This is a genomic window from Thermomonas sp. (assembly GCF_029945965.1).
In the GTDB taxonomy this organism is placed as follows: Bacteria; Pseudomonadota; Gammaproteobacteria; order Xanthomonadales; family Xanthomonadaceae; genus Thermomonas.
The window spans coordinates 107,110-133,986 of the sequence record NZ_JAQSDO010000008.1 but is presented as its reverse complement, the minus strand read 5'-3'; the positions used below and the strand labels follow the sequence as shown (position 1 = coordinate 133,986).

The following is a 26,877-nucleotide window of genomic DNA, read 5'->3' as shown; positions in this document are numbered from 1 at the left end:
AGCGAAATGCTGCGGTTGCTATACTGCGTGCCTCTATAGCTAATGTGTCTCGACGCGCCGGACTGGCGTGCCGACGGAGCCTGACGCACCGATGTCGCAGAACCAGAACGAAACGGGCCAAGCGCCCGAAAGCACCCCGAACGCGCCTGCCAACACCGGCAATTACGACTCCAGCAAGATCACGGTCCTGCGTGGGCTTGAGGCCGTACGCAAGCGGCCCGGCATGTACATTGGCGATGTGCATGACGGCACCGGCCTGCACCACATGGTGTTCGAGGTGGTCGACAACTCAGTGGACGAGGCGCTTGCAGGTCATGCCGACGACATCGTGGTCACAATCCACGACGACGGCTCGGTCGGGGTCAGCGACAACGGGCGCGGCGTCCCGGTCGATATCCACAAGGAAGAGGGCGTGTCTGCAGCCGAGGTGATCCTCACTGTGTTGCATGCTGGAGGCAAGTTCGACGACAACAGCTACAAGGTTTCCGGCGGCCTGCATGGCGTGGGCGTGAGCGTGGTGAATGCGCTGTCCTCGAAGTTGTTGCTCGATGTCTGGCGCGACGGCGGCTACTACCAGCAGGAATACGCGCTGGGTGAGCCGGTATACCCGCTTAAACGGCTGGGGGATTCGAGCAAGCGTGGCACCCTGTTGCGGTTCTGGCCGGCCACCGAGATCTTCACCGACACCGAGTTCCACTACGACATTCTGGCCAAGCGCCTGCGTGAGCTGTCGTTCCTGAATTCCGGGGTCAAGATCACCTTGCTCGATGAGCGCGGTGAAGGCCGGCGTGACGTGTTCCAGTACGAAGGCGGCATCCGCAGCTTCGTCGAGCACTTGGCCAAGCTGAAGACGCCATTGCACCCCAACGTGATCTCGGTCAGCGGTGAACAGAACGGCATCGTCGTGGATGTCGCCTTGCAGTGGACCGATTCCTACCAGGAATCCATGTATTGCTTCACCAACAACATCCCGCAGAAGGACGGTGGTACCCACCTGATCGGCTTCCGTTCGGCGCTGACCCGGACCCTGACCAACTACATCGAACAGAACGGGATCGCCAAGCAGGCCAAGATCACCTTGTCGGGCGACGACATGCGCGAAGGCATGATCGCGGTGTTGTCGGTCAAGGTCCCAGACCCGAGTTTTTCCAGCCAGACCAAGGAAAAATTAGTCTCATCTGATGTGAGACCTGTAGTTGACAGCACGTTCGCGTCACGTTTGGAGGAGTTCCTCCAGGAGAACCCGAACGAGGCCCGTGCCATCGCTGGCAAGATCGTCGATGCCGCGCGTGCCCGTGAGGCTGCGCGCAAGGCCCGCGACCTTACCCGTCGCAAGGGCGCGCTGGATATCGCCGGCCTGCCCGGCAAGCTGGCCGACTGCCAGGAGAAGGATCCGGCACTGTCCGAGCTGTTCATCGTCGAGGGCGATTCGGCAGGTGGCTCGGCCAAGCAGGGCCGCAACCGCAAGACCCAGGCGATCCTGCCGCTGAAGGGCAAGATCCTGAATGTCGAACGTGCGCGCTTTGACCGCATGCTGGCCAGCGCCGAAGTGGGCACGCTGATCACCGCGCTCGGTACCGGCATCGGCAAGGATGAGTACAACCCGGACAAGCTGCGCTATCACCGCATCATCCTGATGACCGACGCCGACGTGGACGGCAGCCATATCCGCACACTGCTGCTGACGTTCTTCTATCGGCAGATGCCGGAACTGATCGAGCGTGGCCATATCTATATCGGCTTGCCGCCGCTGTACAAGATCAAGCAGGGCAAGAACGAGCTGTACCTGAAGGACGATGCCGCGCTGGATGCCTACCTGGCCAACAACGCCGTGGATGGCGCGTCCCTGATACCTGCGGCAGGCGAGCCGGCGATCGAGGGTGCGGCGCTTGAGGCGCTGTTGCTCACATTCGCCAATGCACGCGCTGCGATCACCCGAAATGCGCATCGCTTCGATTCGAACGTGCTCGAAGCACTGATGGATTTCACGCCGCTCGATGCGGCCTCGTTGGCGTCGCACGCCGACTTGGCGGGTGAACTCAGGGTGCTTTCGAGTCGTTTGAACGAAAGCGGCCTGGGCAAGCCGCGTTACGCGCTGACCCTGCAGGAAGCCAATGAAACCCGAGCAGGTGCGCTGCTGATCACTCGCCAGCACATGGGCGAGGAACTGATCCAGGTGCTGCCGCTGTCAGCGTTCGAGCATGGCGAACTGCGTCCGTTGCGCGATGTCGCGGCCGTTTTATATGGCCTGATCCGGGATGGCGCGAGCATCCAGCGCGGCAGCAAGTCGCAGTCGGTCGAGCGCTTCGCGCAGGCGCAGGCGTGGCTGCTTGACGAGGCCAAGAAGGGCCGCCAGATCCAGCGCTTCAAGGGCCTGGGCGAGATGAATCCGGAACAACTGTGGGATACCACGGTGAACCCGGAGACCCGTCGGTTGTTGCAGGTGCGGATCGAGGATGCGGTGGCCGCCGATGCCATCTTCACCACCTTGATGGGCGATGTAGTGGAGCCCCGCCGCGAGTTCATCGAAGAAAACGCATTGCGGGTATCCAACCTCGACGTTTGAGTCGGTGATTGCGGCGTTCGGATTGACGCCCCCTTCAGATCGCTTGCCTTACAAGGGGACTGACTTCCCGAAGGATGCGATCATGAAGGCAAGAGCCTTGTTACTGGCGCTGGCAATTTCTAGTGCAATCACCGCCTGCGCCACCACTACGTCGCCTACGGGCAGGCGACAGGTCGTGGGTGCGGTATCGGAAGCACAACTGGCCGAACTCGGGGCCAAGGCTTTCGCCGAGGCCAAGGCGAAGACGCCGCAGAGCCGCGACAGCCGGCAGACGGCGTATGTACGCTGTGTGGTGACAAGCATCGTCCGCCAGCTTCCCTCCGACTGGCAGCGCCTGGGCTGGGACGTGGCGCTGTTCGAAGATCCGGAAGCCAACGCATTTGCGCTGCCGGGCGGCAAAGTCGGCGTGTACACCGGCATCTTCAAGGTCGCGCGCAATCAGGATCAGCTGGCCGGCGTGATCGCCCACGAGATCGGGCATGTGGTCTCGCACCATCACGATGAGCGGATCACCCGGCAAATGGAGACCCAGACTGGCCTGAGCATCATCGGTGCACTGTTGGGCTCACGCTACGGCCAAGGCGTTGCCGATACCGCGCAGCAGGTGGGTGGCGTCGCGGCGCAGGGCTTGTTCCTGCTGCCCAACAGCCGCGCCCAGGAAACCGAGGCCGACGTGGTTGGCCAGCAACTCATGGCTAAAGCCGGCTTCGATCCGAACGGCGCGGTGGTGTTGTGGCAGAACATGGCTGCAGCGGGTGGCTCGCGTCCACCGGAATGGCTATCCACGCACCCCGATCCGTCGTCGCGCCTGCGTGAACTGCAGCAGCGTGCGGACGGCTTGCGCCCCACCATGCTGGCCGCGCGCGCATCCGGCAACACACCAAGATGTCAGTAAGCTCCAGTAAACTAGGCTTACCCAAGCCATCCTGTAGCACGGTTCAGGCGCCACGCTTTCTGATACGGTGCGTCCCCCGCCCATGTGGCGGCTTGTTTCCCTTGATCCAAGGTGCCTTATGACCCCCTCCCACGTCCGACCCCTGCATATCGCCATTGTTGCCGCCCTCACGCTTGCCGTGCTCACACCGGTTGCCAGTGCCCAGCAGCAGCCAGAGCCAAAAACAACCGACGCGGGGATGTCGATGCATGACAAGCGCGCCCAGCGCCTGGCCCAGATTCGGGGCGAATCCGGGGCTAAAAGCAATGACAAGAATGACAAGAAGGCCAATGAAGAGAAAAAGCCGGCCTTGTACCCGAATGCAACCCGGGTTTCGCCGGAAGCCCAGGCCACCGGCAAGTTGCTGAAGCAGCTGCAGGGCCTGCAAGAGTTGTATGGGAAGCAGGACATGGCAGGCGTGATGGCCAAGGCGGATGAAATCGCCGCGATGCCGACCGCGAGCAACTATGACAAATCGTTCGCCTATTCGCTGGCCGCCAATGCGGCTGCCGACCAGGACAACCAGGCCAAGGCAGCGGACTATTTCAGGAAGGCGCTCGACAGCAATGGCCTGGACAATGACAGCCACTACACCACCATGTTCAATCTGGCGGTAATCCAGTACCAGCAGGACAAGTACCAGGACGCATTGGCGACGATCGATCGCTTCCTGGCCGAGAGCAAGTCTGAAAAGCCGGAACACTTCAGCTTCCGGGCCGACCTTCTTGCCAACTTGGGCCGCAACGACGAAGCCGCTGCCGCCTACAAGGCGCTGATCGCGAAAAACCCGGACGACAAGCGGGTGTTGATGAATGCGGTGGCGGCATTGCAGGCTGCCGACAAGTTCGATCAGGCCAATGTGTTGCTGGAAGCTGCCTACAAGCGCGGCATGCTCACTGACGGCAAGGAACTGCGCGCCCTCTATGTGGGCTACATGAATGCAAATCGCTGGAACGACGCCAGGGCCGTGATGGAAGCAGGCAGCAGCAAGGGTATCCTGGATCAGAATCCACAACTGGCAAAGGACTACATGGTATTGGCGCAGAATGCCTACGCCGACGACAAAATTCCCTTGGCGATCGAGATGTACACGAAGGCCGGGCCGATCGCGGACGATGGCGAGGCCTATCTTAATCTGGCCAAGGTGCTGGACTACAGTGGCAAGAAGGCCGAAGCAAAGGCTGCTGCCCAGAAAGCGCTTGACAAGGGGTTGAAAAAGCCAGAGGAAGCAAAGGACATTCTGACGCGCTGAGACGTGCTTCTCAAAAAATCACTGCACCATGATCCGGGCTTGGAACAAGCCTAGGAGATTGGTATAGACTTGGAGGTTCCTGCGGCCCTAGGGCCGCAGATTGTTGCCCCGGCGCTTAAAACGCAGGGCCCCACACCCAGAGCCGTGCGCATGACGCTAGATCTCGCCAAACCCGAGAACAACGACAACCGCCAAGGTGGAGTAAGCTGGCCGCGCATCACCGGCATCAGCTTCGCAGTTGCGCTACACGCTGCGGCCCTGTTGATGTTGCTCGCTCCTTTGACCCCGCCAACACCAGACGCGGAGAAGACGGACGTGGTTAGCGTCACCTTCATCGAGCCACCACCGCCACCACCACCGCCGCCGCCGCCGCCGCCGCCGACGGACAAGCCGCCGCCGCCGATCAAGACCTTGGCGCCGCCGACCAAAACCGTGCTGCCGCCGCCGCCGGAAGATCCTCCGGTGATCATAGATGAACGACGTGCGGTCGACGTGCAGGCCCCACCGCCGGCGCCACCGGCGCCACCGGCCCCGGTCTCGAACATCAGTTCCAGCGTGGATACATCCTCGCGGGCAATGAATCCGCCGCAGTATCCGAAGGAAGAACAACGTCGGAATATCGAAGGCACCACGGTGTTGCTCGTGAGCATCGATGCCAATGGTGGCGTGCTTGACGTTGAAGTCGAAAAGTCCAGCGGCAATCGCAACCTGGACCGTGCGGCGTTACAGGCAGCCAAGCGGTGGCGGTTCAACCCGGAAACCCGTGATGGCCGCAAGGTTGCAAGTCGCGTACGGGTGCCGGTGGACTTCACCCTACAACGCTGATCGAAGTACCGTCTTACTCGCACTACTTAGCTGTTGTCCTTAAAGTTCCAGTGCTTAAACCCCTTCCACGACATTCAAAGGTAAGCGTATGTTCCTCGAATCGACTGCTGTCTCCCCTGACGCCGCCGGAGGCAACAACGCCGCCGCGCTGCAGCAGATGGGTTTTGAATCCCTGGTCCAGAACTTCGACCCCGTCGGCTGGATCGTGTTTATCACGCTCGCCGTCATGTCGGTGATGTCCTGGTACTGGATCATCATCAACTTCCTCAGGAACATTCGCATGCGTGGTCGCGCCGAACGCGTGGTCGGGACGTTCTGGGAGACCCCGAATGCACAGGATGCGATCCGCTTCATGGAAGAGCAGCCCAAGTCGGAGCCGTTCTCCAAGATCGCCCTGGATGCTGCCCAGGCGGCTGCCCACCATCAGCGCCATGATGGTTCGCGCCTGGCCGAGTCGCTGAACCGTTCCGAGTTCGTGGACCGCGCCCTGCGTCAGGCAGTAACGCGTGAGTCCATGGGCCTGGAAAGTGGCCTGACCGTGCTTGCCACTGTCGGTTCCACCGCGCCGTTCGTCGGCCTGCTGGGTACCGTGTGGGGCATCTACCACGCCCTGATCGCCATTGGTTCTTCCGGTGACGCGTCCATCTCGGCCGTGGCAGGCCCGGTGGGTGAAGCGCTGATCATGACCGCGCTCGGTCTGGCCGTGGCGATCCCGGCAGTGCTGGCGTACAACTTCTACGTCCGCCTGAACCGCGTCACCAACAACCAGTTCGATACCTTCGCGCACGACCTGCACGACTTCTTCGCCACCGGCTCACGCGTTGGCGAAGTGGCCGGCAAGCGCTGATTGACGAACGACGCCTTAACGGAGCCCCAAGATGTCCTTCAGTTCCGGTAACGAAAGCGGCGGGCCAATGGCCGAAATCAATGTCACGCCCCTCGTGGACGTGATGTTGGTACTGCTGATCATCTTCATGATCACCACGCCACTGATGAACCACAAGGTGAAGGTGAAGCTGCCGGAAGCCGTGCTCGCGAAGAAGCCGGATAAGGCGAAGTCGCCACCGGTCACCATCTCGGTGACCGAGGCCGGCGCGCTGTTCTGGAATGACGAGCCTGCCACCCGCCAGTTCATCGAAAGCAAGCTCTCGGTCGAAGCACAGAAAACGCCGCAGCCACCAGTGCAGATCCGTGCCGACAGGACCACGCCATATCGCATGATCAGCGACGTGGTGAAGGTGGCCCAGGCTCAGGGTATCGCCAAAGTTGGCTTCATTACCACACCGCCCAAGAAAGGCCAGTAAGGAGAACCTCCCATGGCGTTTGCTTCAAGTGCATCCGGCGGTGCGATGTCCGACATCAACGTCACCCCCCTCGTGGACGTGATGTTGGTGTTGCTGATCATCTTCATGGTGACCATGCCGATCCAGTCGATTCCAGTCGACGTTGACCTGCCGCAGAAAACCGATAAGCCACCGGAGAATCCAAAAGACCCGCCGGATCCGATCGAGCTGCGCATCGATGCTTCGGGCCAGATATTCTGGAATAACACGCCGACACCAATCGCTTCGCTTGTCACCATGATGAAGAACGAAGTTGAGCGCGATCCGAGTAACCAGCCGGAACTGCAGATCGAAACCAATAACAATGCCGAATACGGCACATTGGCCAAGGTCCTGACCGCGGCGAAGAATGCCGAGATGGTGAAAATCGGCTTCGTCCAGAACTGATGGCTTCAACGCATCGGGAGACCGGCGCGCTTATTTTTTTCGATCAAACGCCGCCTGCAAGGGCGGCGTTTTTTATGCACGACCCGCAGACGCCATGTTGACGACTGTGGTCCGCGAGTCCTGGCGGATGCCCGCAACGCAGGTTTTGTCGACGTGGCCCTCAGGCCGTAGCGAGCCTATCGACGATGCGACGGTAAGCGCGAACCGTCGCATCGAGGCCGGCGTACAGCGCCTCGCTGATCAATGCGTGGCCGATCGAGACTTCACGCACGTCGGGGACGTTCGAAAGAAAGTGGCCGAGGTTGGCCTGGTCCAGGTCGTGGCCGGCGTTGACGGCCATCCCGGCTGCCTGTGCACGTCGTGCCGTATCGGCTGCAGACGATACGGCCGCGGAGGCATCGCCGGCGGTGAAGGATTCCGCATACGGGCCGGTGTAAAGCTCGACCCGGTCCGCTCCCAGCGTCGCGGCCATGGTGACATCGGGATCACCCACGTCCACGAACAGGCTGACCCGGCAGCCAAGTGCCTTGAACGATGCGATCAGTGGCGCCAGCGCCGCACCGTCGCGGACGAAGTCGAAGCCATGATCCGAAGTCAGCTGGCCATCGCCATCAGGGACCAGCGTGACCTGTGCAGGTCGCGTCATTTCGCACAGAGCCAGCAGGCCCGGATACCCGGGACGCGGCGGTGCGAACGGATTGCCTTCGATGTTGAATTCCACCCCGCGTTCGGTACATAGCATGCCCAGGACGTGCACATCATCGCTGCGGATATGGCGCGCATCCGGTCGCGGGTGCACGGTCAGGCCATGCGCACCCGCGTCCAGGCAGGTGCGCCCGGCCTGCAACACATCCGGCATCATGCCGCCGCGCGAATTACGCAGGACTGCGATCTTGTTGAGGTTGACGCTGAGTGAGGTCAACGCTGCGTGGAGTCGGGCGATGTGTCGGTTGCTGCGGCAGCCTTGCGCGCTTCGGCTTGTTCGCGCAGACGGCGTAATTCGGCGGGGTCGATGATCATCGAGGCATCGCGGCTGCGTCCGGCCATTCGCACCGAATACAGTCCGGCCAGCCACAACACGAACAGCACCAGTGCGGCTAGCAGGCAGACCGCCAGCAGGCCGCTGGAAGTGGTCTTGAACGCCACCGCCATTGCGGCGAAACCGAGCAGGAGGAACAGCCAATGCATGCAGATGGCTCCGTGCGGGATTGCGCGCAGTTTACGCTGCAGATGGCTTTTGCGCGCGCCGTATGTTTCAGAGCAGCGGCGACAACAGGCGCGCGAATGCTTCCGGCAAACGGGTCCGCAGCAGCGGGCGCGGGCGCTCCTCGCGTACACGCGGCGCGTTGGCGAATTCATGCTCGATCAGCCGTGCCAGCTCCGCGGCGACCGAGGCATCGCGAAACAGCAGGCAGATTTCGAAGTTGAGGCGGAAGCTGCGCGAGTCAAAGTTGGCGCTGCCGATCATGCAGACATCGTCGTCCACCAGCAGCGCTTTGGTGTGCAACATGCGCGGGCCGTATTCGTAGACCTTGACCCCAGCGGCGAGCAGGGTGTCGAAGTAGGAGCGTGCGGCAAACGTGACCAGCCGCGAGTCGCTTTGCCGAGGCACCAACAGGCGTACGTCGATGCCGGCGAACGCCGCCGAGGTCAGTGCCATCTTGGCGGCCTCTCCTGGAACGAAATAGGGCGTAACCAGCCAGACCCGCTGCCGCGCCGCATGGATCGCACCGACATGCAGGCGGTGGATTGCTTCCCAGTCCGAATCCGGACCGGAGGTGATGACCTGCGCGGCCACCGGCCCGGGGCTCGGTTCCGGCATCGACTCTGCAAGTTCGCCAAGGAACGCGCGCTTGCCGGTTGCGTAGGCCCAATCCTCGACGAAAACCATTTGCAGGCCGCGCACCACGTCGCCCTCCAGGCGCAGGTGCAGGTCGCGGTAGGCATCGGCGCGCAGGCCCTCGTTTTCCTCGTCGGTGATGTTGATACCGCCTGCGAACCCGATCCGTCCATCGACCACCACGATCTTGCGGTGAGTGCGCAGGTTCAGCCATGGCCGCTCCCAGATCCGGCCGAAGTGCATCGGATGGAACCAGCTCAGCTCACCGCCGGCATCGGTCAGTTTGCGAAAGAATGAGGTCGGGGTTTTCGAACTGCCCACGGCGTCCAGCAGCAGGCGTACCTTCACCCCGGCGCGGGCGCGCTCCACCAGGGCATCGCGCAGGGCCTGCCCGGTCTGGTCCGGCTGGTAGATGTAGTACTCGAGGTGCACATGGTGATGCGCACCGCGCACCGCATCGAGCAGCGCGGCGTAAGTTGCTTGCCCATCCACCAGCAGTTCGACGCGATGCGCGGTGCTCGGCGGCAGGCCGGTGATTGCATGGCCCAGTCGCGCCAGTTCTGCGCTGTCCGGATTATGGTCGGGCTCGTCGCCCGGCAGTTCGACCCGCGCACGCGCGCGGCGCAAGCGATGGCGGGTGATCTTCTGTGGGCCGAACACGTGGTAGATCAAAAAACCGATATAGGGCAGCGCGGCCAGGCTGACCAGCCAACTCAGGGTCGCCGCCGGTTCACGCTTCTGTAGCACGATCCACACACCAAGCCAGACCAGGTATGCGATCCAGCCCACGGTCAGCCAGGCGCGGATGTGCGGGACCGTCCATAGCGCGTTCCAGGCCTGCAGCAGGGTGTCGATGATCGGCTCTCCATAGTCGCTAGCGCTGCGACGAGCACAGGGTAGGGTGCGTGGATGCAAAAGTCGCGTGAGCCGCCACGGCGGCAGGGTGATGTGCTGCTTCGCCTAGCCGCCCAACGCTGGCCAGAGAGGCCCGCCCAGCCACAACCAGCGTGCCATCCACGCACTGACCAGGGCGATCAGAATGGTCAACGGCAGTCCGACTCGCAGGAAATCGCTGAAACGATATCGGCCGGGCCCGAGGATCAGCATGTTGCCGTGGTGGCCGATCGGGGTCAGGAACGCCACCACGGCGCCCAGCGCGGTACACACCACGAAAGGCGTCGGTGGCAGGTCGAGCACCTGTGCCAACGAAATTGCAACGGGTCCGAGCAAGGCGGTGGTCGCTGCATCAGACATCACCTGGGTCAGCAGCGCGGCCACGCAGAACATCACCAACAGGATCGCGAGCACCGGCCAGTGCGCCACCAGAACCGCGAGACCGTGCGCCAGCAAGTCGGCGGTGCCGGTCTGTTCCATCGCGATGCCGAGCGGAATCACCCCGGCGATCATCACGAAGATGCGCACGTCGATGCCGCGATAGGCCTGCTTGATGTCGATGCAACCGGTGGCAACCATCGCGACTGCACCGAACAGGAACGCCACCGGCGCCGCCAGCCACTCGGTTGCTGCAGCGAGGATGCTGACGCCCAGGATCATCAGCGCCAGCGGAGCACGCAGGCGACGCTTGGCTTCACCGGCAAACGGCACCAGCATCAGGAAGCCGTGGTGCGCGGCCAGTTCCGAGAACCTTGACGGTCGGCCATACAGCACCAGCAGGTCGCCCTCGCGCAGGCGTGCATCGGATAGTCGGTCGGCCACTTCGCCATCGCGTCGCCACAGGCCGGCGATCACCGCATGGAACTGTCTGGAGAAGTCGAGCTCCCGGATGCTGCGACCGATGAATTCCGAAGCCGGTGCGACCACTGCCTGCACCAACTGGGGTTCGCCCTCGCCGCTGAGGGTGTCGCTGAAGCGGGCGATCGCGTTGAGATCCAGGCCTGGATCGTCGTGCAAGGACAACAATTCATCGGCGGCGGCTTCCACCAGCAGGATGTCGCCGGCCAGCAACGGACTGCTGGCAGTCAGGTCGTCGCGTCGCTTGCCATCGCGCAACCAGCCCAGTACCCGCACGGATTTGCCAATTGCTTTTTGCATGTCGGCTAGCGAGCGGGTTGCCCACTGACCGCCAGGGACCACCAGCAACTCGGTGCGATAACGATCCAGGCGCAAATAATCGTCGTCGCCGCTTTCGCCGCTGTGCTTGGGCAGCAGCCAGCGGGTCAGCAACATGTAGATGGTGCCGACAATGACCAGGGCGATGCCGATCGGGGTGATCGAAAAGATGCCCAGGCGCTCGGCACCGGCGCGATCCAGCATGTCGCTGGCCAGCAGGAAGGCCGGCGCGCTGACCAGGGTCAAGGTGGTACCCAGCGACGCCGCCAGCGACATCGGCATCAACAGGCGCGAGGCCGGCATCTGGCGGTCACGCGCGTGCCGCAACAACAGCGGCAACATCATCGCGGTGACCATGACGTGGTGGGTAAATGCCGCCAGCAAGGCGACCGCCGGCATCACCACGGCAATCGTTCGCCATTCACGACGGCCTGCCGCGCGCCCGATCCACAGGCCCAGCTGCTCACTGATGCCGGTCGCGGCAAGGCCCCCGGAAATCACGAACACCGCCGCGACAATGATCGCCGGCTCACTCGAAAACCCCGACAATGCCTGCTTGCTGTCCAGCACGCCGGTCAGCACCAGCGCCAGCAATATCAACATCGCGGTCACATCGACGCGTAGTTTTTCGCTGATGAACAGGTAAAGACCCCCAGCCAGGACCAAGCCGAAGGCAAGCTGATGGAAGAGGTGTGGGGATAATGCCATTGCGATCATTGTGCACGACGCCCCGGCCGCGACGCATGCTTGGCCGTGACCACTTGCACGCGCTGTTTACACGGTGCCCGCCTACACTCCCGGCATGATCCGCACGCGCCCCATGCATCGTGACCGCAACCGCAGCTGATGACATCCGCTTCCGCCTGGCCATGGCATCGGCCAGGATCGGGATGGCGATCGTCTCCACCGAAGGTCGCTGGATCGAGGTCAACCCAGCCGTGTGCCAGCTGTTCGGCTACCAGGCAAGCGACTTGATCGGAATGCCGGCGCAGGCGCTGTCGCATCCGGACGACTTGCCGCTAGGCCAGAGCGTGCAAGAACGCCTGCTCGTGGGCGGTCAGGAGCAGGTGGAAATCGAAAAACGCTACCTGCGTGCCGATGGCCAGGTCATCGAAGTGGTGGTCAATGCGGCGCTGATGCGCGATGCCGAAGGGCATGCCGAATATTTCATCTCGCAGTTCTGCGACGTGACTGCGCAACGTTGTGCAGAGCGCGCATTGCTGGAACTCAACGCATCGCTTGAGCAGCGGGTGCAGACACGCACGCTGGAACTTGAAGCGGCCAACCACCGTCTTGAATCCTTCGTGCACGGGGTTTCGCACGACCTGCGCGCGCCACTGCGCGCGATCGATGGTTTCGCCACCCAATTGGCGCGCAGAACCGAAGGCCAGCTGGACGCACCGGCGCAGGAACACCTGCAGCGCATCCGCGCGGCATCCACGCGAATGAGCGAGTTGATCGACGGCCTGCTGGAACTGGCGCGGATCAACCGTGCCGTGTTGCGACCAGGCAAGGTCGACGTGAGCCTGCTCGCGGACTGGACGTTGGCCGAGCTGCAGGATGCAGAGCCGATGCGTAGCGCGGACGTACAGGTACAGCCGGGGCTTGAAGTGATCGGTGACGAGCGACTGTTGAAGGCAATGCTGAGTCAGTTGCTTGCCAATGCCTGGCGGTTTTCGGCCGGCAAGCCGCAGGCCTGGGTCCGGGTACAGGGCGAGCGGATGGGCGATGCGCTGCACTTGTCGATCCGTGACCGTGGCATTGGCTTCGACACGGCCTATTCGGCGAAACTATTCGAACCGTTCCAGCGCCTGCATGGCAGCGAAGAAGGCGCTGGCAACGGTATCGGCCTGACCATCGCGCAACAGGTCGCGATGCGGCATGGTGGCAGCATCCGTGCGGAGGCCGAGCCGGGAGTTGGGGCGTGCTTCCACGTGGAACTGCACGATCAGGAAATACACGATCAAGCTATCGCAGAGGCGCATACATGATGAGCAACAAAGAGATCCTGTTGGTCGAGGACAATCCGGATGACGTGGAACTGACCCGGATCGCATTCGACGAGGCCGGCAGCGGATACGTGATCCGCGTGATGTCCGATGGCGCGCAGGCGCTGGATTATCTGTTCGGGCGTGGCGAGCATGCCGGGCGCGACATCACCGACCTGCCCGCGCTGGTGCTGCTGGACCTCAACCTGCCCAAGCTCAATGGCCGCGAAGTGCTGCAGGCGATCCGTGAAAACCCGGCGACGCGCGCATTGCCAGTGGTGGTGCTGACCACCAGCGCAGAACCCATGGATGTCGGCAGCGTGTACGAACTGGGTGCGAACAGTTACATCCAGAAGCCGGTGGAATTCGAGCGTTTCGTCGATGTGGTCCGCCAGATCGGCTTGTACTGGCTGGTGCTGAACCAACCGCCAGCCCCCATCTGAACCAGGCCTCAGCTGACGCTGGCGTCGTGCACCTGGTGATGGCGCACGGCCTGCTCGACTTCATTGCGACTGCCCAGGAACACCGGTACCCGCTGGTGCAATGTGGTCGGCTGCACATCCAGCATCCGCTCGCGGCCGGTGCTTGCCGCGCCGCCGGCCTGTTCGACCAGCATGGCCATGGGATTGGTCTCGTACATCAGGCGCAAGCGACCACCCTTGTCGCGGCATTTGGCATCGATCGGGTAGCTGAAGATGCCGCCGCGGGTCAGGATGCGATGCACGTCGGCGACCATCGCGGCGATCCAGCGCATGTTGAAGTCCTTGCCACGCGGCCCGGTCTTGCCGGCCAGCAGCTCGGCTACCCAGGCCTGCATCGGCGGTTCCCAGTGGCGCTGGTTTGAGGCATTGACTGCGAATTCCTGGGTGTCTTCCGGAATCGTCAGGTCGCGGCGGGTCAGTACGAACGAACCCTGTTCGCGATCCAGGGTGAAGGCGTGGGTGCCGTGGCCCAAGGTGAGCACCAACATCGTGCTGGGCCCATAGATGCAATAGCCGGCGGCGACCTGGTCGCGGCCGGGTTGCAGGAAATCGGCATCCTGCGGTGTGGTGACGCCATCCGGACAGTGCAGGACCGAGAAGATCGTGCCGACGCTGGCATTGACATCGATGTTGCTGCTGCCATCCAGCGGGTCGAACAGCAACAGGAAGTTGCCACGCGGATACGCGTCCGGGATCGGGAAACAATGTTCCATTTCCTCCGATGCACAGGCCGCCAGGTGGCCGCCCCAAGCATTGGCTTCCAGCAGGATTTCGTTGCTGAGCACGTCGAGTTTCTTTTGCGCCTCGCCCTGCACATTCCCGCTGCCGGCATCGCCCAGCACGCCGCCCAGTGCACCCTTGCCGACCGCCACCGAAATCGACTTGCAGGCGCGCGCAACCACTTCGAGCAGCAGGCGCAGGTCGGGATTGACCCGGCCGGAACGGCCTTCCTCGATCAGGAAACGGGTCAGCGAAACATGCGTGAGCGACATGTGCAGGCATCCGGCGAGGCAGGGCGCTATTGTCGCTGATGTCGGCCAAACCCGGGGAAACCCGGCCACACACAGGAATGTCGAATGAACACGATGCCGATCTTGGTGCCCGCGGTTCTGCTGCTGGCGGCGTGTACGCCAACCGCGACTGATGTCGCCAGCACGTCCACTACTCCGGTAGCCGAAGCGAGTCCCGCCACCGCGCCGACACCTTCGCAATTACCATCAACCGCAGTGCGTGCCGAACCGGCATCGACGCAGTCCACCGAGGTGCCCGCGGCCGAATCAACCGGCGCCAGCATCAGTGGCGGCATCCGCGATGGCAACCGCCCACCACCCGCATTGCGGGTTTGCGCCACGCCAGTTAATGGCGGCACGCCGACTTGCATCAACACGGCGGAAGGCGCGCGCGAGTATCGGGTCGAGGTGGCGCCCGGGCGCTATTACCTGCTGGGTTGGGCGCAGTCAGGCGAGTTGACCCTGATCGCGCATGCCTCGCAGATTCGTTGCATCCGCGCGCCATGTCCGCCGGATGAACTGATCGAAGTTACGGTTGCGACCGGCCAGCAACGCGCGGGCATCGACCTCAATGGCGGCTACGCTGACGTACCCGACGGATGGCCCAAGCAAGCGAATTGAAACCGGCGTTGGGACGAAACGCGCTTAGCGCGCTTCGCCGATTTCCAGTCGCACCGTGCGCGCGGCAAGCGGACCATCCTCGCGTACGCGTGCACGCACGACCGCCGCATCGTCCAGGCTGACGCTGGCCTGCAGCCCACTGGCACGCAGCGCGCCAGCGACCGCGTCGGCGCGTTTTTGTGCAAGCGCCTCGGTACCACCCACGCCGATTACATGCACCGCATCGCCGTGCCAGCGTTGTACCGCCCAACCAAGCGTCGCCAATGTGCTCGCCGAATCGGTATCAAGCTCGGCACTGTCATCGGCAAACATGATGCCGGGCAGGGGTTGCAGCGGCGGCAATACGGTAATGCCGCCACCATCGCTGGCCAGTCCGGTATTGACCTCACGTTCGATCCGTTGGGCAAGTTGCAGCGGCATGCGTGACCCGGGCGTGACCTGCAAGGTCCAATGGCGGCCATCCGCGCTTGGCGTCAAGCGCCCGAGGTAACCGAGCAATTCCGCCTGCAGTCGAACCAGCTGCGCGTCATTGGCCTGCTGCGTCGCGGTGCGTCCACTTTCGGCGGTCTGCAGGGCAGCCACGCTGCGCCGCAGTTCCGCCAGCGTGCCTTGCTGCAGGGCGAAGCTGGCATCGTCGGCGGTCAGCACTTCGCGCACCTGCACGTTGACCGGGCGTCCGAGTTGGGTGGTCAATGCCTCCTGCAGCGAGGCTTCAAGGCCATTGATGTGGTGCGGCACCATCATCACCGTATCCACGTTCACCCCGTTGCTGGTCATGTCCACCCGCAGCGCGGAGACCCGGCCCGACGCACGCTGGGCCGCGGCGTCGGTGGCCACACGCACGCCCAGCTCCACCTGCGATTTGAGTGCGATGCGCTTGAGCGCCAAACCCAGTGGGATCGACAACAGCACGAAGCTGCCGATGATCAAGCCCGCCTGCCAGGCCGTCTGCTTCGGTGAGTCGGTGCCGCCGAATCCGTACCAGCGGGCGACAATGGTCACTGACAGCCCGATCGCCAACAGGTTGGTCATGAACAGAAAGGCGGCGCCGCCGGCGATGTTCCAGTTCAGCACCGCGATGCCGTAGCCGGCCACGGCCAATGGCGGCATCAGTGCGGTGGCGATGGCCACGCCGACAATCATTTCGCCCTTGCGCGTGACCGTGGCGTAAGCGCCGGCAAGGCCGGAAAAGATCGCGATCAGCAAGTCGAAGAAGGTGGGTTCGGTGCGCGCCAGGATTTCCGGGGTGGCGTCCTGCAGCGGCGAGAAGTGCACGATTACCGCAGCGACCAGCAAGGACAGCAGCACGCCGACGAAGAGCGTCTTCAGCGCATCGCGGATGCTGCGCAGGTCGAAGGTGGCCAGGCCCAGGCCCAGCTCGATGATCGGCCCCATCAGCGGCGAGATCAGCATTGCGCCGATGATCACCGCGGCGGAGTTCTGCAGCAGGCCAAGCATGGCGATGCCGCAGGACATCATGGTCATGAAGGCGTAGCGAGGCCCCAGGTGGCCGGCTTCGTCCACATGCTCCAGCACCGAGATGCGGTCAGTGTTGTCGACCAGCTGGTTCTGCCGCCATTGCCGCAGCCAGCGCCATAGCGCGCGCGGGTTCGGCAAATCGAAAGAGGTCACGGCCATGCCGTCAGGATACCGACTGCCGAGGCGCTGCGATCCTCAAATATCGCCGTCCATCGCCCAGCCATCGCCGTTGCCGCGCTGGAATACCGCATCGCTGCCCAGCACGTTGCCGGCGGGGACCGAGTCCTGCGTGGCAAGTCGCGTGTAGATCGGGGTGAAGTCCGGGAAAGTCGCCTCGATCAACTGCTGGAAGCTGTCGATTACGAAATAGGTCTTCTGATAGCTGTCGATTCGGTAGCGGGTGCGCATGATCCGCTCCAGGTCGAAGCCGATCCGGTTGGGCGCCGCCGATTCCAGGCTGTGGATCGATTCGCCTTTTGAACTGACAATCCCGCTGCCGTAGATGCGCAGGCCGTCAGCCTGTTGGATCAGGCCGAATTCGACCGTGTACCAGTACAGCCGGGTCAGGTTCTGCAGCGCATCCGCGCCGATTCCGTGTGCCTTCACCCCTCCGCGGCCATAGGCCTGCATGTAGTCGGAGAACAGCGGGTTCATCAGCAGCGGCACATGGCCGAACAGGTCGTGGAACAGATCGGGTTCTTCGATGTAGTCGACCTGGTCCGGGCGCCGGATCCACCAGGTCACCGGAAAGCGGCGGTTGGCCAGGTGGTCGAAGAAATCCAGTTCCGGCAGCAGGCCTTCGACCCCCATCAGGGTCCAGCCAGTGGCTGCAGATAGCACCTCATTCAACTCACTGAACTTGGGGATCTGGTTCGGAGTCATCCCCATTGCATCCTGCGCCTGCAGGAACTCGTCGCAGGCGCGACCGATGAGCACCTCGCGCTGGCGTTCGTACAGCTGCCGCCAGACATCGTGGTCTACCGCACTGTAGTCGTCCCAAGGCTGCTCGACGATGCCGGTCGCGTAGACCGGCACCTTGCCCTTGTCGGTGGTGAGGTTTTCGACGCGGCGCGGCTCGGAGGGAATAGTGTTCATGGCTTGATCTTAACGCCACCGCTCGAGCCGCAACCTTGATCTGGGGCAAATCCGCGGCGGGGCCGGTTTAACGGGACATCGCCTCCTCGATTTCCAGCAGTGCCTGATCGCGCCCGATCGAAGCGGCAGCAACCAAGGTTCCGTCGCGGAAATACCGCACCAGGCAGTCGCCGTCGGCAGGCGAGCCATCAACCTCCACTGAGGTCCAGCCGCGACCGTGGCCCACGTAGCGCACGTCCGTGCCGAAGTGGTGGGTCCAGAAGAATGGCGGAGCGGTGTAGGCCTGCGCCGCTCCGAGCATGTTGTCCGCGGCAACCTGCCCCTGGCGCTCGGCGTGCACCCAATGTTCAACGCGCGCCGAGCCATCTGCATGTGGGTAGCGGGCGACGTCGCCGGCAGCGAAGACGCCGGGTGCGGATGCGCGCAGGCAGTCGTCAACGACGATCCCGTTATCCACGGTAAGACCCGCGGCTTCGGCAAGTGCCATGCGCGGTTTCACGCCGACGCCGACCAGCACCGCGTCGACTGCCAGTCGCTGGCCATCGGAAAGCAGCAGTTCACCGTTCTCGAACGCGCTGGCCTGGCAGCCGGGATGGAAGACCACGCCCTGCGCGCGATGCAGTCCCACCACATGGCTGGCGAGTGCTTCGCCCAGCAGCTTGTCCAGCGGCAGTGCTTCCGGCGCGATCACATGCACCTCCAGCCCGCGCGTCCGCAGCGCGGAAGCGGCCTCCAGGCCGATGAAGCCGGCACCAATCACCGCGACCGAAGCGGCCTCGGCAACGCCTGCGATCAGTGCACGGGCATCGGCGAGCGAGCGCAGGATATGGACGTTGGGGTGATCGAAGCCGGGCAAGTGGAGCCGGATTGGCTCGGCGCCCTGGGCGAGCAGGAGTGCGTCGTATTCGAAAACGTTGCCGTCTTGTGTGGTCACGCTATGCGCAGCAAGGTCAATCGCGGTTACCTCGCAACCCACGCGCAGGTCGATGGCATGTTCGGTATAGAAATCCGCCGACTGCAACGGAATCCAGTCTTCCGACGCAGTCCCGGCGAGATAATCCTTCGACAGGTTCGGACGGTCGCAGGGTGGATCGCTATCTGCGCTGAGCATGCTCAAGCTGCCAGCAAAACCACGGCTGCGGAGTCGTTCAGCGGCGGCAAAAGCGGTCGCGCCGCCGCCCACCAGCACGATGCGCCCGGGATGATGCGGGCATGGCTGCGAGGCGTCGCGCACTATTGCAGGCGTCTCGGTGGAAGCGGGATGTACGAATACCTGCGCGCCGACAGTTTCCACCCGCCAGGTTGCCAGCGCCGCGAAAGCGGGTGCGTGCAATGCCTCACCCGTGCGCAGGCTGAAACAGGCGTGATGCCAGGGGCAGCGGATTTCATCGCCTACCCGCAAGCCTTCGGCAAGTGGCGCGCCGTAGTGCGTGCAGGTGGCGGACACGGCATGCAGCTCGCCAGCTACGCGCGCCAGCAGCACCGGCGTGTCATTGACGTGGCCCGCGAGGACGCCTTCATCGGGAATGTTCGATAACGGAATGCCCTGGCCGAAGTCGGGACCAGAAATGGCGGTTGGCTGACTCATGCTGCCTCCTAATGTTGCGCTTCACGCATCGTGTCCATGAAGTATTGGATGCGGCTGGTGCGAACAGGTTCCCGTGAGCGCTCGTCAAGCAAGTCATCGAAAGGGCGGGAACCTTTCATGCACTGCTGCATCTGCTGATATGAGATCGCAAGAACGGAACCCGCCATGCTTGAAACCCATCCACAATCTATCGTATCGCTGGCCATGCCCGATCCCGGTGACGACGACCCACGGCCCAGCCGCGAACAGGCGGAAGCGGCGGTCAGGACCCTGATTCGCTGGGCTGGCGATTCACCCACGCGGGAAGGCCTGCGCGACACGCCAGCGCGGGTAGTGCGTGCATACGAAGAGTGGTTCGCCGGTTATGCACGTGATCCCGCGTGCATCCTTGGGCGCCGGTTCGAGCGCGAGGGCTACGACGACATCGTCCTGTTGCGTGACATCCCGGTGCGTTCGGTCTGCGAACACCACATGGCGGCGATCGAAGGCGTTGCCCACGTGGCCTATTTGCCCAGCGATCGTGTGGTCGGAATTTCCAAGCTCGCACGGCTGGTCGATGCGTATGCGCGCCGCTTGCAGATACAGGAACGGTTGACTGTCGAAATCGCTGCAACCTTGCAGCGCGAACTGCAGCCGCGCGGAGTGGCGGTGGTGATCCGTGCCAGTCACGGCTGCATGACGACCCGTGGCGTATCCATCCATGGCACCACAATGATGACGCGCTCATTGCTCGGGGAATGCGCGACCGAACCCTATCGGCAAGAAATCCTCGCGGCACTGTCGGCCTAATCGAAACAAGCAGGACGCCATGAACACAACGCCCATGAACACCGCACCCGATTACGCCGCAATGGAAGATAGCGCGCTGGTCGCGCGGGTCCAGAGCGGCGATCGCGGTGCGTTCCGGCAGATCATTCAGCGCTGCAACCAGCGCCTGTACCGCGTCGTTCGCGGCGTGGTGGATGACGATGCGGAAGCCGAGGACGTGGTGCAGGAAGCTTATGTGCGTGCCTACGAAAAGATCGGCGGCTTCCGCGGCGATGCCTCGATCACTACCTGGCTGACCCGCATCGCGCTCAACGAAGCATATGGGCGCTTGCGTCGGAGGCGGCAGACGGTGGAGATCGAACATGTCGATGCCTTGGTGCAGGCGTCCGGCCGGGTGGTGATGTTCCCGAATCGCTTTGGTGGCGAAGATCCCGCCGCCGCCGCCGCGCGCGAGCAACTTCGCCACATGCTCGAGTGCGCCGTCGACGGGTTGCCGGAGGCATTCCGCATCGTCTTCGTGCTGCGCGAAATCGAGGGTTGTTCGGTTGAAGAGACCGCGACCTCGCTGGACCTGCTTCCTGAAACCGTGAAGACCCGCTTGCATCGTGCGCGCCGGCTGTTGCGCAAGGCATTGCACGAAAACGTATCGACCGCACTGACCGACGCTTTTCCATTCCTCGGGCCGCGTTGTGCGCGCATGACCGACAACGTCATGGCACGCATCGAGCGCGATGCAGGGCCGGCACCCTCCTGAAGCGTTTCCGCCGCACGTCCCCTACAACCTTGATCTGGAGACTCACATGTTGACGTACGCACTACTGGTATTTTTCATCGGCGCGCTTGGTGGCTTGGTTCTGGCGTCGTTTGTGTTGCGCGGCAAGTTCACCCCGTGGGTGGTCTCGTTGCTGCATGCGCTGTTGGGAGCCAGCGGATTGATCCTGCTGTTGCTGGCGGTGCTGCAGGGCGCAGGCACTATTGCCACCGTTGCGCTGGGGGTGCTGGTGGTGGCGGCGCTGGGCGGGTTCTATCTCGCGTCGCTGCATTTGCAAAGCAAGCTGGCGGTTAAGAAGGTCGTATTCGTGCATGCCGGCTTGGCGGTCACCGGCGTGCTGACCCTGCTCAGTGCCGTGCTGATGCAATGAAGCATCCACTGCATCCGGCGCTGGTGCATTTCCCGATCGCGTGCTGGTCGCTGGCTACGCTAGCCGACATCGTCGGCCAATGGTCAACCCGCTGGCCGTTTTGGCAGTGGTCGGTGGGAATGCTGGTCGTTGGTTGCGCCGCGGGGCTTGCCGCCGCAGGAGCAGGCTTGCTGGATTTCCTGAAGCTGTCGCCGGAACATCCGGCGACGGCAGACGCCTACCGACACATGGGCGTGGCATTGACGGCATGGAGCCTGTACGCCTTCAGTCTGTTGCTGCGCATGGACGGGATGCAGCCCGCGCCTCCCAACGGTCTCGCCCTGGCCCTGAGCGGATTGGGTTTCATCGCTCTTTGCACCACGGGCTGGCTGGGCGGCAAGCTGGTGTATGTATATGGCGTGGGCGCAGTAGGCCCGCGAAGTTAGTCAGTTCTGGCGGCAATCCGGGTCGCGGGTCAGGATATCCAGCCAGCCCTGCTGCTTGGCGCAGCGCGCAACGCGTTCGGTTTCGGCCTTGCGCGCAACTTCGGCATCGGCTTCTTGCCGCGCTTTTGCAACCCGCTGCGCCTGCAATTGCGCCAGCTTCGCCTTGATCTGCGGCAACGCGGCCAGCGCCGCGCGTTCGCCTTCGAGAATAGCGCGGTTCTTCAGTTCGAAATCGACCGGGCCAATGTCATTCACCTTCGGCCGGATCACGATGTCCGCGCGCTGCAATTCCAACGCACCGAGTTTCTGGCCCATGATCCGGATGCTCTGGTTGATGTTGCCGAGCATGCTGGTTGACGACGCGATGCCATTGGCCTTGCTGGAGATATCGACCGCGATCACGAACTCGGCTCCAAGCTGACGCGCAGCATCGACCGGCACCGGACTGGTCACGCCGCCATCGACGTAATGCGCCTTGCCGATTTCAACGGCCTCGAACACGCCAGGGATCGAACTGGACGCACGTACCGCCTGGCCGGTATTGCCGCGCACGAATACGGTGCGCTCGCCGGTCTCGAGTTGGGTCGCGACCGCGGCAAAGGGCTTGCGCAGTTTCTCGATCGGGCGACCGCCGACCAGTTGGTTGACGTAGTCCTGCAGCTTCTGGCCCTTCACCACGCCGCCGGAAAACAGGCTGACGTCACGGATCTTCGATTCGTCCAGCGCAAACGCGTTTTCCTGCATCGCGAATGCATCCATGCCGCTTGCATACAGCGCGCCGACCACGCTGCCGGCGCTGGTGCCCGACACCACCATCGGCTGGATGCCGTTGGCTTCGAGCATCTTGATCACGCCGATATGGGCAAAACCCTTGGCCGCGCCGCCGCCAAGCGCGATGCCGATCTTGACCGGTTCGACCTTGACCGGTGGCGTGCTTGGCACCACGGCCGCTGGCGCACGTACGTCGGGCGCGCTGGCACAGGCGGCCAGCAGGCAGGCGGCCAGCAGGCAGGCAGGACGGGTAACGGCGAACAAGCGCATTGGCATCGATCATTCAAACGGAACGTGCAGCTTAGTCGCCGCCAACCGAACACCGGCCAAACCGCCCGCCGTTCAAACCTATCGTTGGTCAAAAAGCTAGGATGCGATCCATGCACAAACCTTCGCATATTCAAGCGACAGCGCCCACGCGAATACCGGCCCGCGGCGAAGCCTGGTTGCTGGTCGCGATCACGCTGGTCGCGCTCGCGATTTCCGGGGTCATCGCCCGCGACCACCTGACCTGGTTGCTGGAAACGATCTGGGTGATGGTCGGCTTGGCGATAATCATGTGGCGCTGGTCGGGCTTCCCGCTGACACGCTTGCTGTGCTGGTTGCTGGTGTTGCATGCGTTGGTGCTGATCCATGGCGGCGCTTACACCTATGCACAGACACCCGCCGGATTCTGGCTACAGGATCTTCTGGGCACCCAGCGCAATCCCTGGGATCGCGTCGGGCACCTGATGCAAGGCTTCGTCCCGGCGATCCTGGCGCGTGAATTGTTCCTGCGCCTTACTCCGTTGCGTCGCGGCGGCTGGCTTGGTTATTTCGTGATCGCCGCGTGCCTGAGTTTCTCGGCATTCTTCGAATTGATCGAATGGTGGAGTGCGCTGATCTACGGCGCCGATGCGGACGCGTTCCTGGCTACCCAGGGTGACCAGTGGGACACCCAATGGGACATGTTCCTGTGCCTGTGCGGCGCGATTGCATCCCTAGTGCTGCTGTCGCGCTGGCACGACCGCCAGTTGGGTTCTGCTGTGCTGGATGGCAAGTAGCGCGAAGTAGCTCAGTCGTCGCGTTTGTCGTGCGAGCGGAAAGGCAGCACCTTGCCGCGCTCTTCCTGCTCGTCACGCTGCCACAGTACCGGCACGTCATCGGGTGCGCGTGGTTCGAACGTGTCATGAGCGGCGGCGGCGCGTTCGCGCTCGAGTTCTTCCTCGATTTCCCAGCTGTACTTGCGCCGCTGCGGCATTGGATCGCTGCGACGGAATACGAACGCAGCCACTACGCCGGCAAGCGCGCCGCCCAGGTGCGATTCCCAGGAGACGCCGACTTCGTGCGGGAAGATCGTCAGCAGCATGCCGCCGTAGAACAGGAAGGCGAGCATGCCCGCTGCAATGGCCGCGCTGTCGCGGCGCAGCAGGCCAAGCACGAACACCAGGAAGCCCAGTCCGTGGATGACGCCGCTGGCGCCGAGGTGGTGCGAACCCGGCTGGCCCAGCAACCACGCGCCGAGCCCGGCACCCAGCCACAGCAGCGGCAGCGCGCGCAGGGTTGCGCGCGGATAGACCGTCATCGCCAGCGTGCCCAGCATCAGCAGGGCGGTGGCATTGGCCAGCAAGTGGCCGGGTGAGCCGTGCAACAACGGCGCGGTCAGCACGCCGAACAGGCCGGCAGCGCTGCCCGGGTTCACGGTCAACGCTTCCAGTGACAACCAGCCCTGCAAGGCGAACACCACGGTCAGCACCAGCACGCAGGCAAGGCTGTATTGCACAGCCCGGCGCAGGCGCTGGCCATCCAGCTGGCGTTGCAGGCGGGTGGTGGTCACGACGGGCGGTTGCGGCGGGGTCATTTCCTGTAGATGGCGGCGCCTGGCCCGGGTTCAAGCCGGGCATGCTTGGGGCTAGGCATCGGCATCTTTGGCGCCCTTGGCAGGCGGTGGCAACAACAGGCTGAGCACCACTGCCGTTCCGATGATGAGCGCCACCACCAACAGCGCCCACAGCACCGGGATCTTGTAGACGTCGACCACCAGCATCTTGCCGCCGATGAACATCAACACCAGTGCCAGCCCATACGGCAACAGGTGGAAGCGGCTGGCCATGCCCTGCAGCAGGAAGAACATCGCGCGCAGGCCCAGCACCGCGAACACGTTCGAGGTCAGCACGATGAAGGGGTCTTCGGTGATCGCGAAGATCGCCGGGATCGAGTCGACCGCGAAGATCACGTCGGTGATCGCGATCATCATGATCACCATGAACAGCGGCGTGTACCAGCGCTTGCCGTCACGCAAAAAGCTGAGGTCGTTGCCGTGGTAGCCGTCGGTCACGCGCAGGTGCCCGCGCATCCAGCGCAGTGCCGGGTTGGCTTCCAGGTCTGGCTCCTTGCCCGCGGCCAGCATCATCTTGATCCCGGTCAGCAACAGGAAGGCGCCGAACAAATAGAGGACCCAGTGGAACTTCGCCAGCAGCAGCGCACCGGCAAAAATCAGGATCGCGCGCAGGAAGATCGCACCGATAATCCCGATGATCAGCACCTTCTGGCGCTGCACTTCGGGGACTGCGAAATAGCTGAAGATCATCAGGAACACGAAGATGTTGTCGACCGCCAGCGCCTTCTCGACCAGATAGCCGGTCAGGAACTCCATGCCGATCAGGTGGCCGGTTTCGGCGCCGTATTGCTGGCCTGCGTACCACCACAGCCCCGCGTTGAACATCAGCGCCAACGCCACCCAACCCAGGCTCCACCAGGCGGCTTCCTTGAACGTCACCTTGTGCGGGCCACCGTGGCGCATCAGCACCAGGTCCGCCAGCAACGCGCCAATCACCACCAGCGCGAACACGGCCCACAACATTGGGGTTCCGATCGTTTGCATGCACAACTCCACAACAGCGAGGCCTTGCGGCGGTTGTGGCGTAGGACAATGCTTGGTCCGATGGAATGGAAGGGCACGGCTTCGCCACGGTGGGCGAAGGTCTCACTCACAGGCATGAAGCCTGCCACGGCGCCGGGGCCGATGTCGTATTGACAGCGTACCCGTGTTGACGACGACCGTGCGCGGAGTTACTCCCCTTCTTCGGCGACAATGGTGCGTTGGGCGTTAATGCCCCGTCAACAAGATTCGCGCACATGAATGAGCCGCTGCCCGTCGTCCGCCTGAAAAATGCCTGGAAATCCACCCACCCGTGGATTTTCCAGCGCCTGGTCGAGAAGCCGGCGCAGCGTCCGAAACCCGGCAGCGTGGTCGATGTGGTCGGCGTGGACGACGTCTGGATTGGTCGCGGCTTCTACAACGGGCACTCGCGGATCGCGCTGCGGATGCTGGAAGGCGATCCGGACGTGGCGGTAGACGAGGCGTGGTTCTCGCGCCGGATCGCCGATGCGGTGGCGCTGCGCCGCGAGCTGCTCAAGCTGGATGAGGTCGGCAATGCCTGGCGCGTGCTGCATTCGGAAGGTGACGGCATCAGTGGCCTGGTGGTGGACCGTTACGACGACCTGCTGGTGGTCGGGTTCTTCAGCGCCGGCGCGTGGCGGTATCGCGAATGGATCTTCAACGCGCTGCGCGAACAGTTCCCGGGTTGCCGCTTCCACAGCTTCGCCGACGAACACGTGCAGAAGCAGGAAAGCTTCGACTACAAGGACACCATGGGCACGCAGCCGGCGTTGATCCATGAGCACGGCATCGCATTCAACGCCGATCCTGCCGGCGCGCACAAGACCGGCTTTTTCGCCGACCAGCGCGAGAACCGGCAGTGGCTGTCGCAGTTGTGCGCCGGCCAGCGCGTACTCGACCTGTGCTGCAACACCGGCGGTTTCGGCGTGTATGCGGCGGTGCGCGGCGCCAGCGAAGTGGTTGGCATCGACATCGACGCGGATGTGCTCGAGATCGCCCGCGCCAATGCGAAGTTGAACCATGTCAAGCCGAAGTTCATCCAGGCCGACATCTTCCCGTGGTTGCGCGATGCCGGGCTCAACGGCGAGCAGTTCGACGTGGTGATCCTGGACCCGGCCAAGATGACCCGCGACCGCGAGCAGGTCATTCCCGCGCTGAAGAAATACCTGGACATGAACAAGCTGGCATTGGGCGTGGTCAAGCCGGGGGGGCTGTTCGCGACCTTCAGCTGCACCGGCCTGGTCAGCGAAGAGCAGTTCACCGACATGCTGCGCCGCGCCGCGTTCTACGCCGGACGCACGGTGCAGGTGCTCAAGGTGGCAGGTGCCGGCCCGGACCACCCGTGGCTGGCGCAGGTGCCTGAATCACGCTATCTGAAGGCGGTGTTCTGCAGGGTGGTGGACTAAAGCC

The 26,877-nt window shown here is 63.3% G+C and carries 26 protein-coding genes and 1 pseudogene; 16 read left to right on the top strand and 11 right to left on the bottom strand.

The window, feature by feature from the left end:
• Positions 1-91: 91 nt before the first annotated feature.
• The 7 genes from gyrB to PSV05_RS03700 all read left to right on the top strand — a co-directional run bounded on the left by gyrB (position 92) and on the right by PSV05_RS03700 (position 7,307).
• The gene (gyrB, locus tag PSV05_RS03730; RefSeq protein WP_300061668.1) at positions 92-2,566 is read left to right on the top strand and encodes a DNA topoisomerase (ATP-hydrolyzing) subunit B; all 2,475 of its coding nucleotides are present in this window, start codon (positions 92-94) and stop codon (positions 2,564-2,566) included.
• A gap of 82 nt (positions 2,567-2,648) precedes the next feature.
• Positions 2,649-3,461, top strand: a complete 813-nt coding sequence (locus PSV05_RS03725) for a M48 family metallopeptidase (RefSeq protein WP_300061666.1) — start codon at positions 2,649-2,651, stop codon at positions 3,459-3,461.
• A gap of 244 nt (positions 3,462-3,705) precedes the next feature.
• Entirely contained in the window at positions 3,706-4,752 is a 1,047-nt protein-coding gene (locus tag PSV05_RS03720) for a tetratricopeptide repeat protein (RefSeq protein ID WP_300061664.1), read from the top strand.
• A 150-nt stretch (positions 4,753-4,902) separates the two neighbouring features.
• A complete protein-coding gene (locus PSV05_RS03715) occupies positions 4,903-5,577 on the top strand; it encodes an energy transducer TonB (RefSeq protein ID WP_300061661.1) in 675 nt (224 codons plus the stop codon).
• A gap of 88 nt (positions 5,578-5,665) precedes the next feature.
• Positions 5,666-6,424 carry a MotA/TolQ/ExbB proton channel family protein gene (locus PSV05_RS03710; protein ID WP_300061658.1) on the top strand — a complete coding sequence of 253 codons (759 nt, stop codon included), beginning with the start codon at positions 5,666-5,668 and terminating at the stop codon, positions 6,422-6,424.
• Between the two features lie 31 nt (positions 6,425-6,455).
• Positions 6,456-6,881, top strand: a complete 426-nt coding sequence (locus PSV05_RS03705) for a biopolymer transporter ExbD (protein ID WP_300061655.1) — start codon at positions 6,456-6,458, stop codon at positions 6,879-6,881.
• Positions 6,882-6,893: 12 nt separating this feature from the next.
• Positions 6,894-7,307, top strand: a complete 414-nt coding sequence (locus PSV05_RS03700; protein ID WP_300061652.1) for a biopolymer transporter ExbD — start codon at positions 6,894-6,896, stop codon at positions 7,305-7,307.
• 160 nt (positions 7,308-7,467) lie between these two features.
• Here PSV05_RS03700 and PSV05_RS03695 read toward each other — a convergent pair whose 3' ends face one another.
• The 4 genes from PSV05_RS03695 to PSV05_RS03680 form a co-directional block, all read right to left on the bottom strand.
• Positions 7,468-8,229 (bottom strand): pyridoxine 5'-phosphate synthase, encoded by a 762-nt coding sequence (locus PSV05_RS03695; protein WP_300061649.1) that lies wholly within the window; start codon positions 8,227-8,229, stop codon positions 7,468-7,470.
• Complete coding sequence (locus PSV05_RS03690; protein WP_300061646.1) at positions 8,226-8,495, bottom strand: hypothetical protein; 270 nt, start codon at positions 8,493-8,495, stop codon at positions 8,226-8,228. The genes PSV05_RS03695 and PSV05_RS03690 overlap by 4 nt, the downstream gene beginning before the upstream one ends.
• A gap of 67 nt (positions 8,496-8,562) precedes the next feature.
• Positions 8,563-10,002, bottom strand: coding sequence for a cardiolipin synthase (gene cls / locus PSV05_RS03685; protein WP_300062252.1), 1,440 nt, complete (start codon positions 10,000-10,002; stop codon positions 8,563-8,565).
• 105 nt (positions 10,003-10,107) lie between these two features.
• Entirely contained in the window at positions 10,108-11,925 is a 1,818-nt protein-coding gene (locus PSV05_RS03680; protein WP_300061642.1) for an SLC13 family permease, read from the bottom strand.
• Between the two features lie 119 nt (positions 11,926-12,044).
• Between PSV05_RS03680 and PSV05_RS03675 the strand changes: the two genes are divergently transcribed.
• Complete coding sequence (locus PSV05_RS03675) at positions 12,045-13,208, top strand: PAS domain S-box protein (protein ID WP_300061639.1); 1,164 nt, start codon at positions 12,045-12,047, stop codon at positions 13,206-13,208.
• Positions 13,208-13,648 carry a response regulator gene (locus PSV05_RS03670; RefSeq protein WP_300061636.1) on the top strand — a complete coding sequence of 147 codons (441 nt, stop codon included), beginning with the start codon at positions 13,208-13,210 and terminating at the stop codon, positions 13,646-13,648. Before PSV05_RS03675 ends, PSV05_RS03670 begins: the two co-directional genes overlap by 1 nt.
• An 8-nt stretch (positions 13,649-13,656) precedes the next feature.
• Here PSV05_RS03670 and PSV05_RS03665 read toward each other — a convergent pair whose 3' ends face one another.
• On the bottom strand, positions 13,657-14,679 hold the full coding sequence (locus PSV05_RS03665; RefSeq protein WP_300061633.1) for a class 1 fructose-bisphosphatase: 1,023 nt from the start codon (positions 14,677-14,679) through the stop codon (positions 13,657-13,659).
• An 84-nt stretch (positions 14,680-14,763) separates the two neighbouring features.
• On the opposite strand from PSV05_RS03665, the gene PSV05_RS03660 reads away from it, so the two are divergent.
• Positions 14,764-15,318, top strand: a complete 555-nt coding sequence (locus PSV05_RS03660) for a hypothetical protein (RefSeq protein ID WP_300061630.1) — start codon at positions 14,764-14,766, stop codon at positions 15,316-15,318.
• Positions 15,319-15,342: 24 nt separating this feature from the next.
• On the opposite strand, the gene PSV05_RS03655 is transcribed toward PSV05_RS03660, so the two are convergent.
• The 3 genes from PSV05_RS03655 to PSV05_RS03645 all read right to left on the bottom strand — a co-directional run bounded on the left by PSV05_RS03655 (position 15,343) and on the right by PSV05_RS03645 (position 19,480).
• On the bottom strand, positions 15,343-16,956 hold the full coding sequence (locus PSV05_RS03655; RefSeq protein WP_300061627.1) for a TIGR00341 family protein: 1,614 nt from the start codon (positions 16,954-16,956) through the stop codon (positions 15,343-15,345).
• Positions 16,957-16,992: 36 nt separating this feature from the next.
• Positions 16,993-17,892 (bottom strand): phenylalanine 4-monooxygenase, encoded by a 900-nt coding sequence (gene phhA, locus PSV05_RS03650; protein WP_300061624.1) that lies wholly within the window; start codon positions 17,890-17,892, stop codon positions 16,993-16,995.
• Between the two features lie 67 nt (positions 17,893-17,959).
• Entirely contained in the window at positions 17,960-19,480 is a 1,521-nt protein-coding gene (locus tag PSV05_RS03645) for an FAD-dependent oxidoreductase (protein ID WP_300061621.1), read from the bottom strand.
• 165 nt (positions 19,481-19,645) lie between these two features.
• Between PSV05_RS03645 and folE the strand changes: the two genes are divergently transcribed.
• Genes folE through PSV05_RS03625 form a run of 4 tightly spaced genes read left to right on the top strand, consistent with a single transcriptional unit; the run spans position 19,646 to position 21,815 of the window.
• Positions 19,646-20,269 (top strand): GTP cyclohydrolase I, encoded by a 624-nt coding sequence (gene folE / locus PSV05_RS03640; RefSeq protein WP_300061618.1) that lies wholly within the window; start codon positions 19,646-19,648, stop codon positions 20,267-20,269.
• A 19-nt stretch (positions 20,270-20,288) separates the two neighbouring features.
• Positions 20,289-21,002 carry an RNA polymerase sigma factor gene (locus PSV05_RS03635; RefSeq protein WP_300061615.1) on the top strand — a complete coding sequence of 238 codons (714 nt, stop codon included), beginning with the start codon at positions 20,289-20,291 and terminating at the stop codon, positions 21,000-21,002.
• A gap of 46 nt (positions 21,003-21,048) precedes the next feature.
• The gene (locus PSV05_RS03630) at positions 21,049-21,390 is read left to right on the top strand and encodes a hypothetical protein (RefSeq protein ID WP_300061612.1); all 342 of its coding nucleotides are present in this window, start codon (positions 21,049-21,051) and stop codon (positions 21,388-21,390) included.
• The gene (locus tag PSV05_RS03625; RefSeq protein WP_300061609.1) at positions 21,387-21,815 is read left to right on the top strand and encodes a DUF2231 domain-containing protein; all 429 of its coding nucleotides are present in this window, start codon (positions 21,387-21,389) and stop codon (positions 21,813-21,815) included. The genes PSV05_RS03630 and PSV05_RS03625 overlap by 4 nt, the downstream gene beginning before the upstream one ends.
• Here the strand turns inward: PSV05_RS03625 and PSV05_RS03620 are convergent.
• A pseudogene (locus PSV05_RS03620) lies at positions 21,816-22,730 on the bottom strand (patatin-like phospholipase family protein); the annotation flags it as partial. It lies immediately after the preceding gene.
• Between the two features lie 236 nt (positions 22,731-22,966).
• On the opposite strand from PSV05_RS03620, the gene PSV05_RS03615 reads away from it, so the two are divergent.
• Positions 22,967-23,629 carry a DUF2238 domain-containing protein gene (locus PSV05_RS03615; protein ID WP_300061606.1) on the top strand — a complete coding sequence of 221 codons (663 nt, stop codon included), beginning with the start codon at positions 22,967-22,969 and terminating at the stop codon, positions 23,627-23,629.
• Positions 23,630-23,640: 11 nt separating this feature from the next.
• Here PSV05_RS03615 and PSV05_RS03610 read toward each other — a convergent pair whose 3' ends face one another.
• Both PSV05_RS03610 and PSV05_RS03605 read right to left on the bottom strand, forming a co-directional pair.
• Entirely contained in the window at positions 23,641-24,426 is a 786-nt protein-coding gene (locus tag PSV05_RS03610; RefSeq protein WP_300061604.1) for a rhomboid family intramembrane serine protease, read from the bottom strand.
• A 51-nt stretch (positions 24,427-24,477) separates the two neighbouring features.
• Positions 24,478-25,449 carry a TerC family protein gene (locus PSV05_RS03605; protein ID WP_300061601.1) on the bottom strand — a complete coding sequence of 324 codons (972 nt, stop codon included), beginning with the start codon at positions 25,447-25,449 and terminating at the stop codon, positions 24,478-24,480.
• 254 nt (positions 25,450-25,703) lie between these two features.
• On the opposite strand from PSV05_RS03605, the gene PSV05_RS03600 reads away from it, so the two are divergent.
• On the top strand, positions 25,704-26,873 hold the full coding sequence (locus PSV05_RS03600; RefSeq protein ID WP_300061598.1) for a class I SAM-dependent rRNA methyltransferase: 1,170 nt from the start codon (positions 25,704-25,706) through the stop codon (positions 26,871-26,873).
• Positions 26,874-26,877 lie beyond the last annotated feature (4 nt).

Excerpts from the sequence above, each read along its gene's own strand:
- gyrB (WP_300061668.1), top strand. The coding sequence starts at position 92 with ATGTCGCAGAACCAGAACGAAACGGGCCAAGCGCCCGAAAGCACCCCG.
- PSV05_RS03725 (WP_300061666.1), top strand. The coding sequence starts at position 2,649 with ATGAAGGCAAGAGCCTTGTTACTGGCGCTGGCAATTTCTAGTGCAATC.
- PSV05_RS03720 (WP_300061664.1), top strand. The coding sequence starts at position 3,706 with ATGCATGACAAGCGCGCCCAGCGCCTGGCCCAGATTCGGGGCGAATCC.
- PSV05_RS03715 (WP_300061661.1), top strand. The coding sequence starts at position 4,903 with ATGACGCTAGATCTCGCCAAACCCGAGAACAACGACAACCGCCAAGGT.
- PSV05_RS03710 (WP_300061658.1), top strand. The coding sequence starts at position 5,666 with ATGTTCCTCGAATCGACTGCTGTCTCCCCTGACGCCGCCGGAGGCAAC.
- PSV05_RS03705 (WP_300061655.1), top strand. The coding sequence starts at position 6,456 with ATGTCCTTCAGTTCCGGTAACGAAAGCGGCGGGCCAATGGCCGAAATC.
- PSV05_RS03700 (WP_300061652.1), top strand. The coding sequence starts at position 6,894 with ATGGCGTTTGCTTCAAGTGCATCCGGCGGTGCGATGTCCGACATCAAC.
- PSV05_RS03690 (WP_300061646.1), bottom strand. The coding sequence starts at position 8,495 with ATGCATTGGCTGTTCCTCCTGCTCGGTTTCGCCGCAATGGCGGTGGCG.
- PSV05_RS03680 (WP_300061642.1), bottom strand. The coding sequence starts at position 11,925 with ATGGCATTATCCCCACACCTCTTCCATCAGCTTGCCTTCGGCTTGGTC.
- PSV05_RS03670 (WP_300061636.1), top strand. The coding sequence starts at position 13,208 with ATGAGCAACAAAGAGATCCTGTTGGTCGAGGACAATCCGGATGACGTG.
- PSV05_RS03665 (WP_300061633.1), bottom strand. The coding sequence starts at position 14,679 with ATGTCGCTCACGCATGTTTCGCTGACCCGTTTCCTGATCGAGGAAGGC.
- PSV05_RS03660 (WP_300061630.1), top strand. The coding sequence starts at position 14,764 with ATGAACACGATGCCGATCTTGGTGCCCGCGGTTCTGCTGCTGGCGGCG.
- PSV05_RS03655 (WP_300061627.1), bottom strand. The coding sequence starts at position 16,956 with ATGGCCGTGACCTCTTTCGATTTGCCGAACCCGCGCGCGCTATGGCGC.
- phhA (WP_300061624.1), bottom strand. The coding sequence starts at position 17,892 with ATGAACACTATTCCCTCCGAGCCGCGCCGCGTCGAAAACCTCACCACC.
- PSV05_RS03645 (WP_300061621.1), bottom strand. The coding sequence starts at position 19,480 with ATGAGTCAGCCAACCGCCATTTCTGGTCCCGACTTCGGCCAGGGCATT.
- folE (WP_300061618.1), top strand. The coding sequence starts at position 19,646 with ATGCTTGAAACCCATCCACAATCTATCGTATCGCTGGCCATGCCCGAT.
- PSV05_RS03635 (WP_300061615.1), top strand. The coding sequence starts at position 20,289 with ATGAACACAACGCCCATGAACACCGCACCCGATTACGCCGCAATGGAA.
- PSV05_RS03630 (WP_300061612.1), top strand. The coding sequence starts at position 21,049 with ATGTTGACGTACGCACTACTGGTATTTTTCATCGGCGCGCTTGGTGGC.
- PSV05_RS03625 (WP_300061609.1), top strand. The coding sequence starts at position 21,387 with ATGAAGCATCCACTGCATCCGGCGCTGGTGCATTTCCCGATCGCGTGC.
- PSV05_RS03615 (WP_300061606.1), top strand. The coding sequence starts at position 22,967 with ATGCACAAACCTTCGCATATTCAAGCGACAGCGCCCACGCGAATACCG.
- PSV05_RS03610 (WP_300061604.1), bottom strand. The coding sequence starts at position 24,426 with ATGACCCCGCCGCAACCGCCCGTCGTGACCACCACCCGCCTGCAACGC.
- PSV05_RS03605 (WP_300061601.1), bottom strand. The coding sequence starts at position 25,449 with ATGCAAACGATCGGAACCCCAATGTTGTGGGCCGTGTTCGCGCTGGTG.
- PSV05_RS03600 (WP_300061598.1), top strand. The coding sequence starts at position 25,704 with ATGAATGAGCCGCTGCCCGTCGTCCGCCTGAAAAATGCCTGGAAATCC.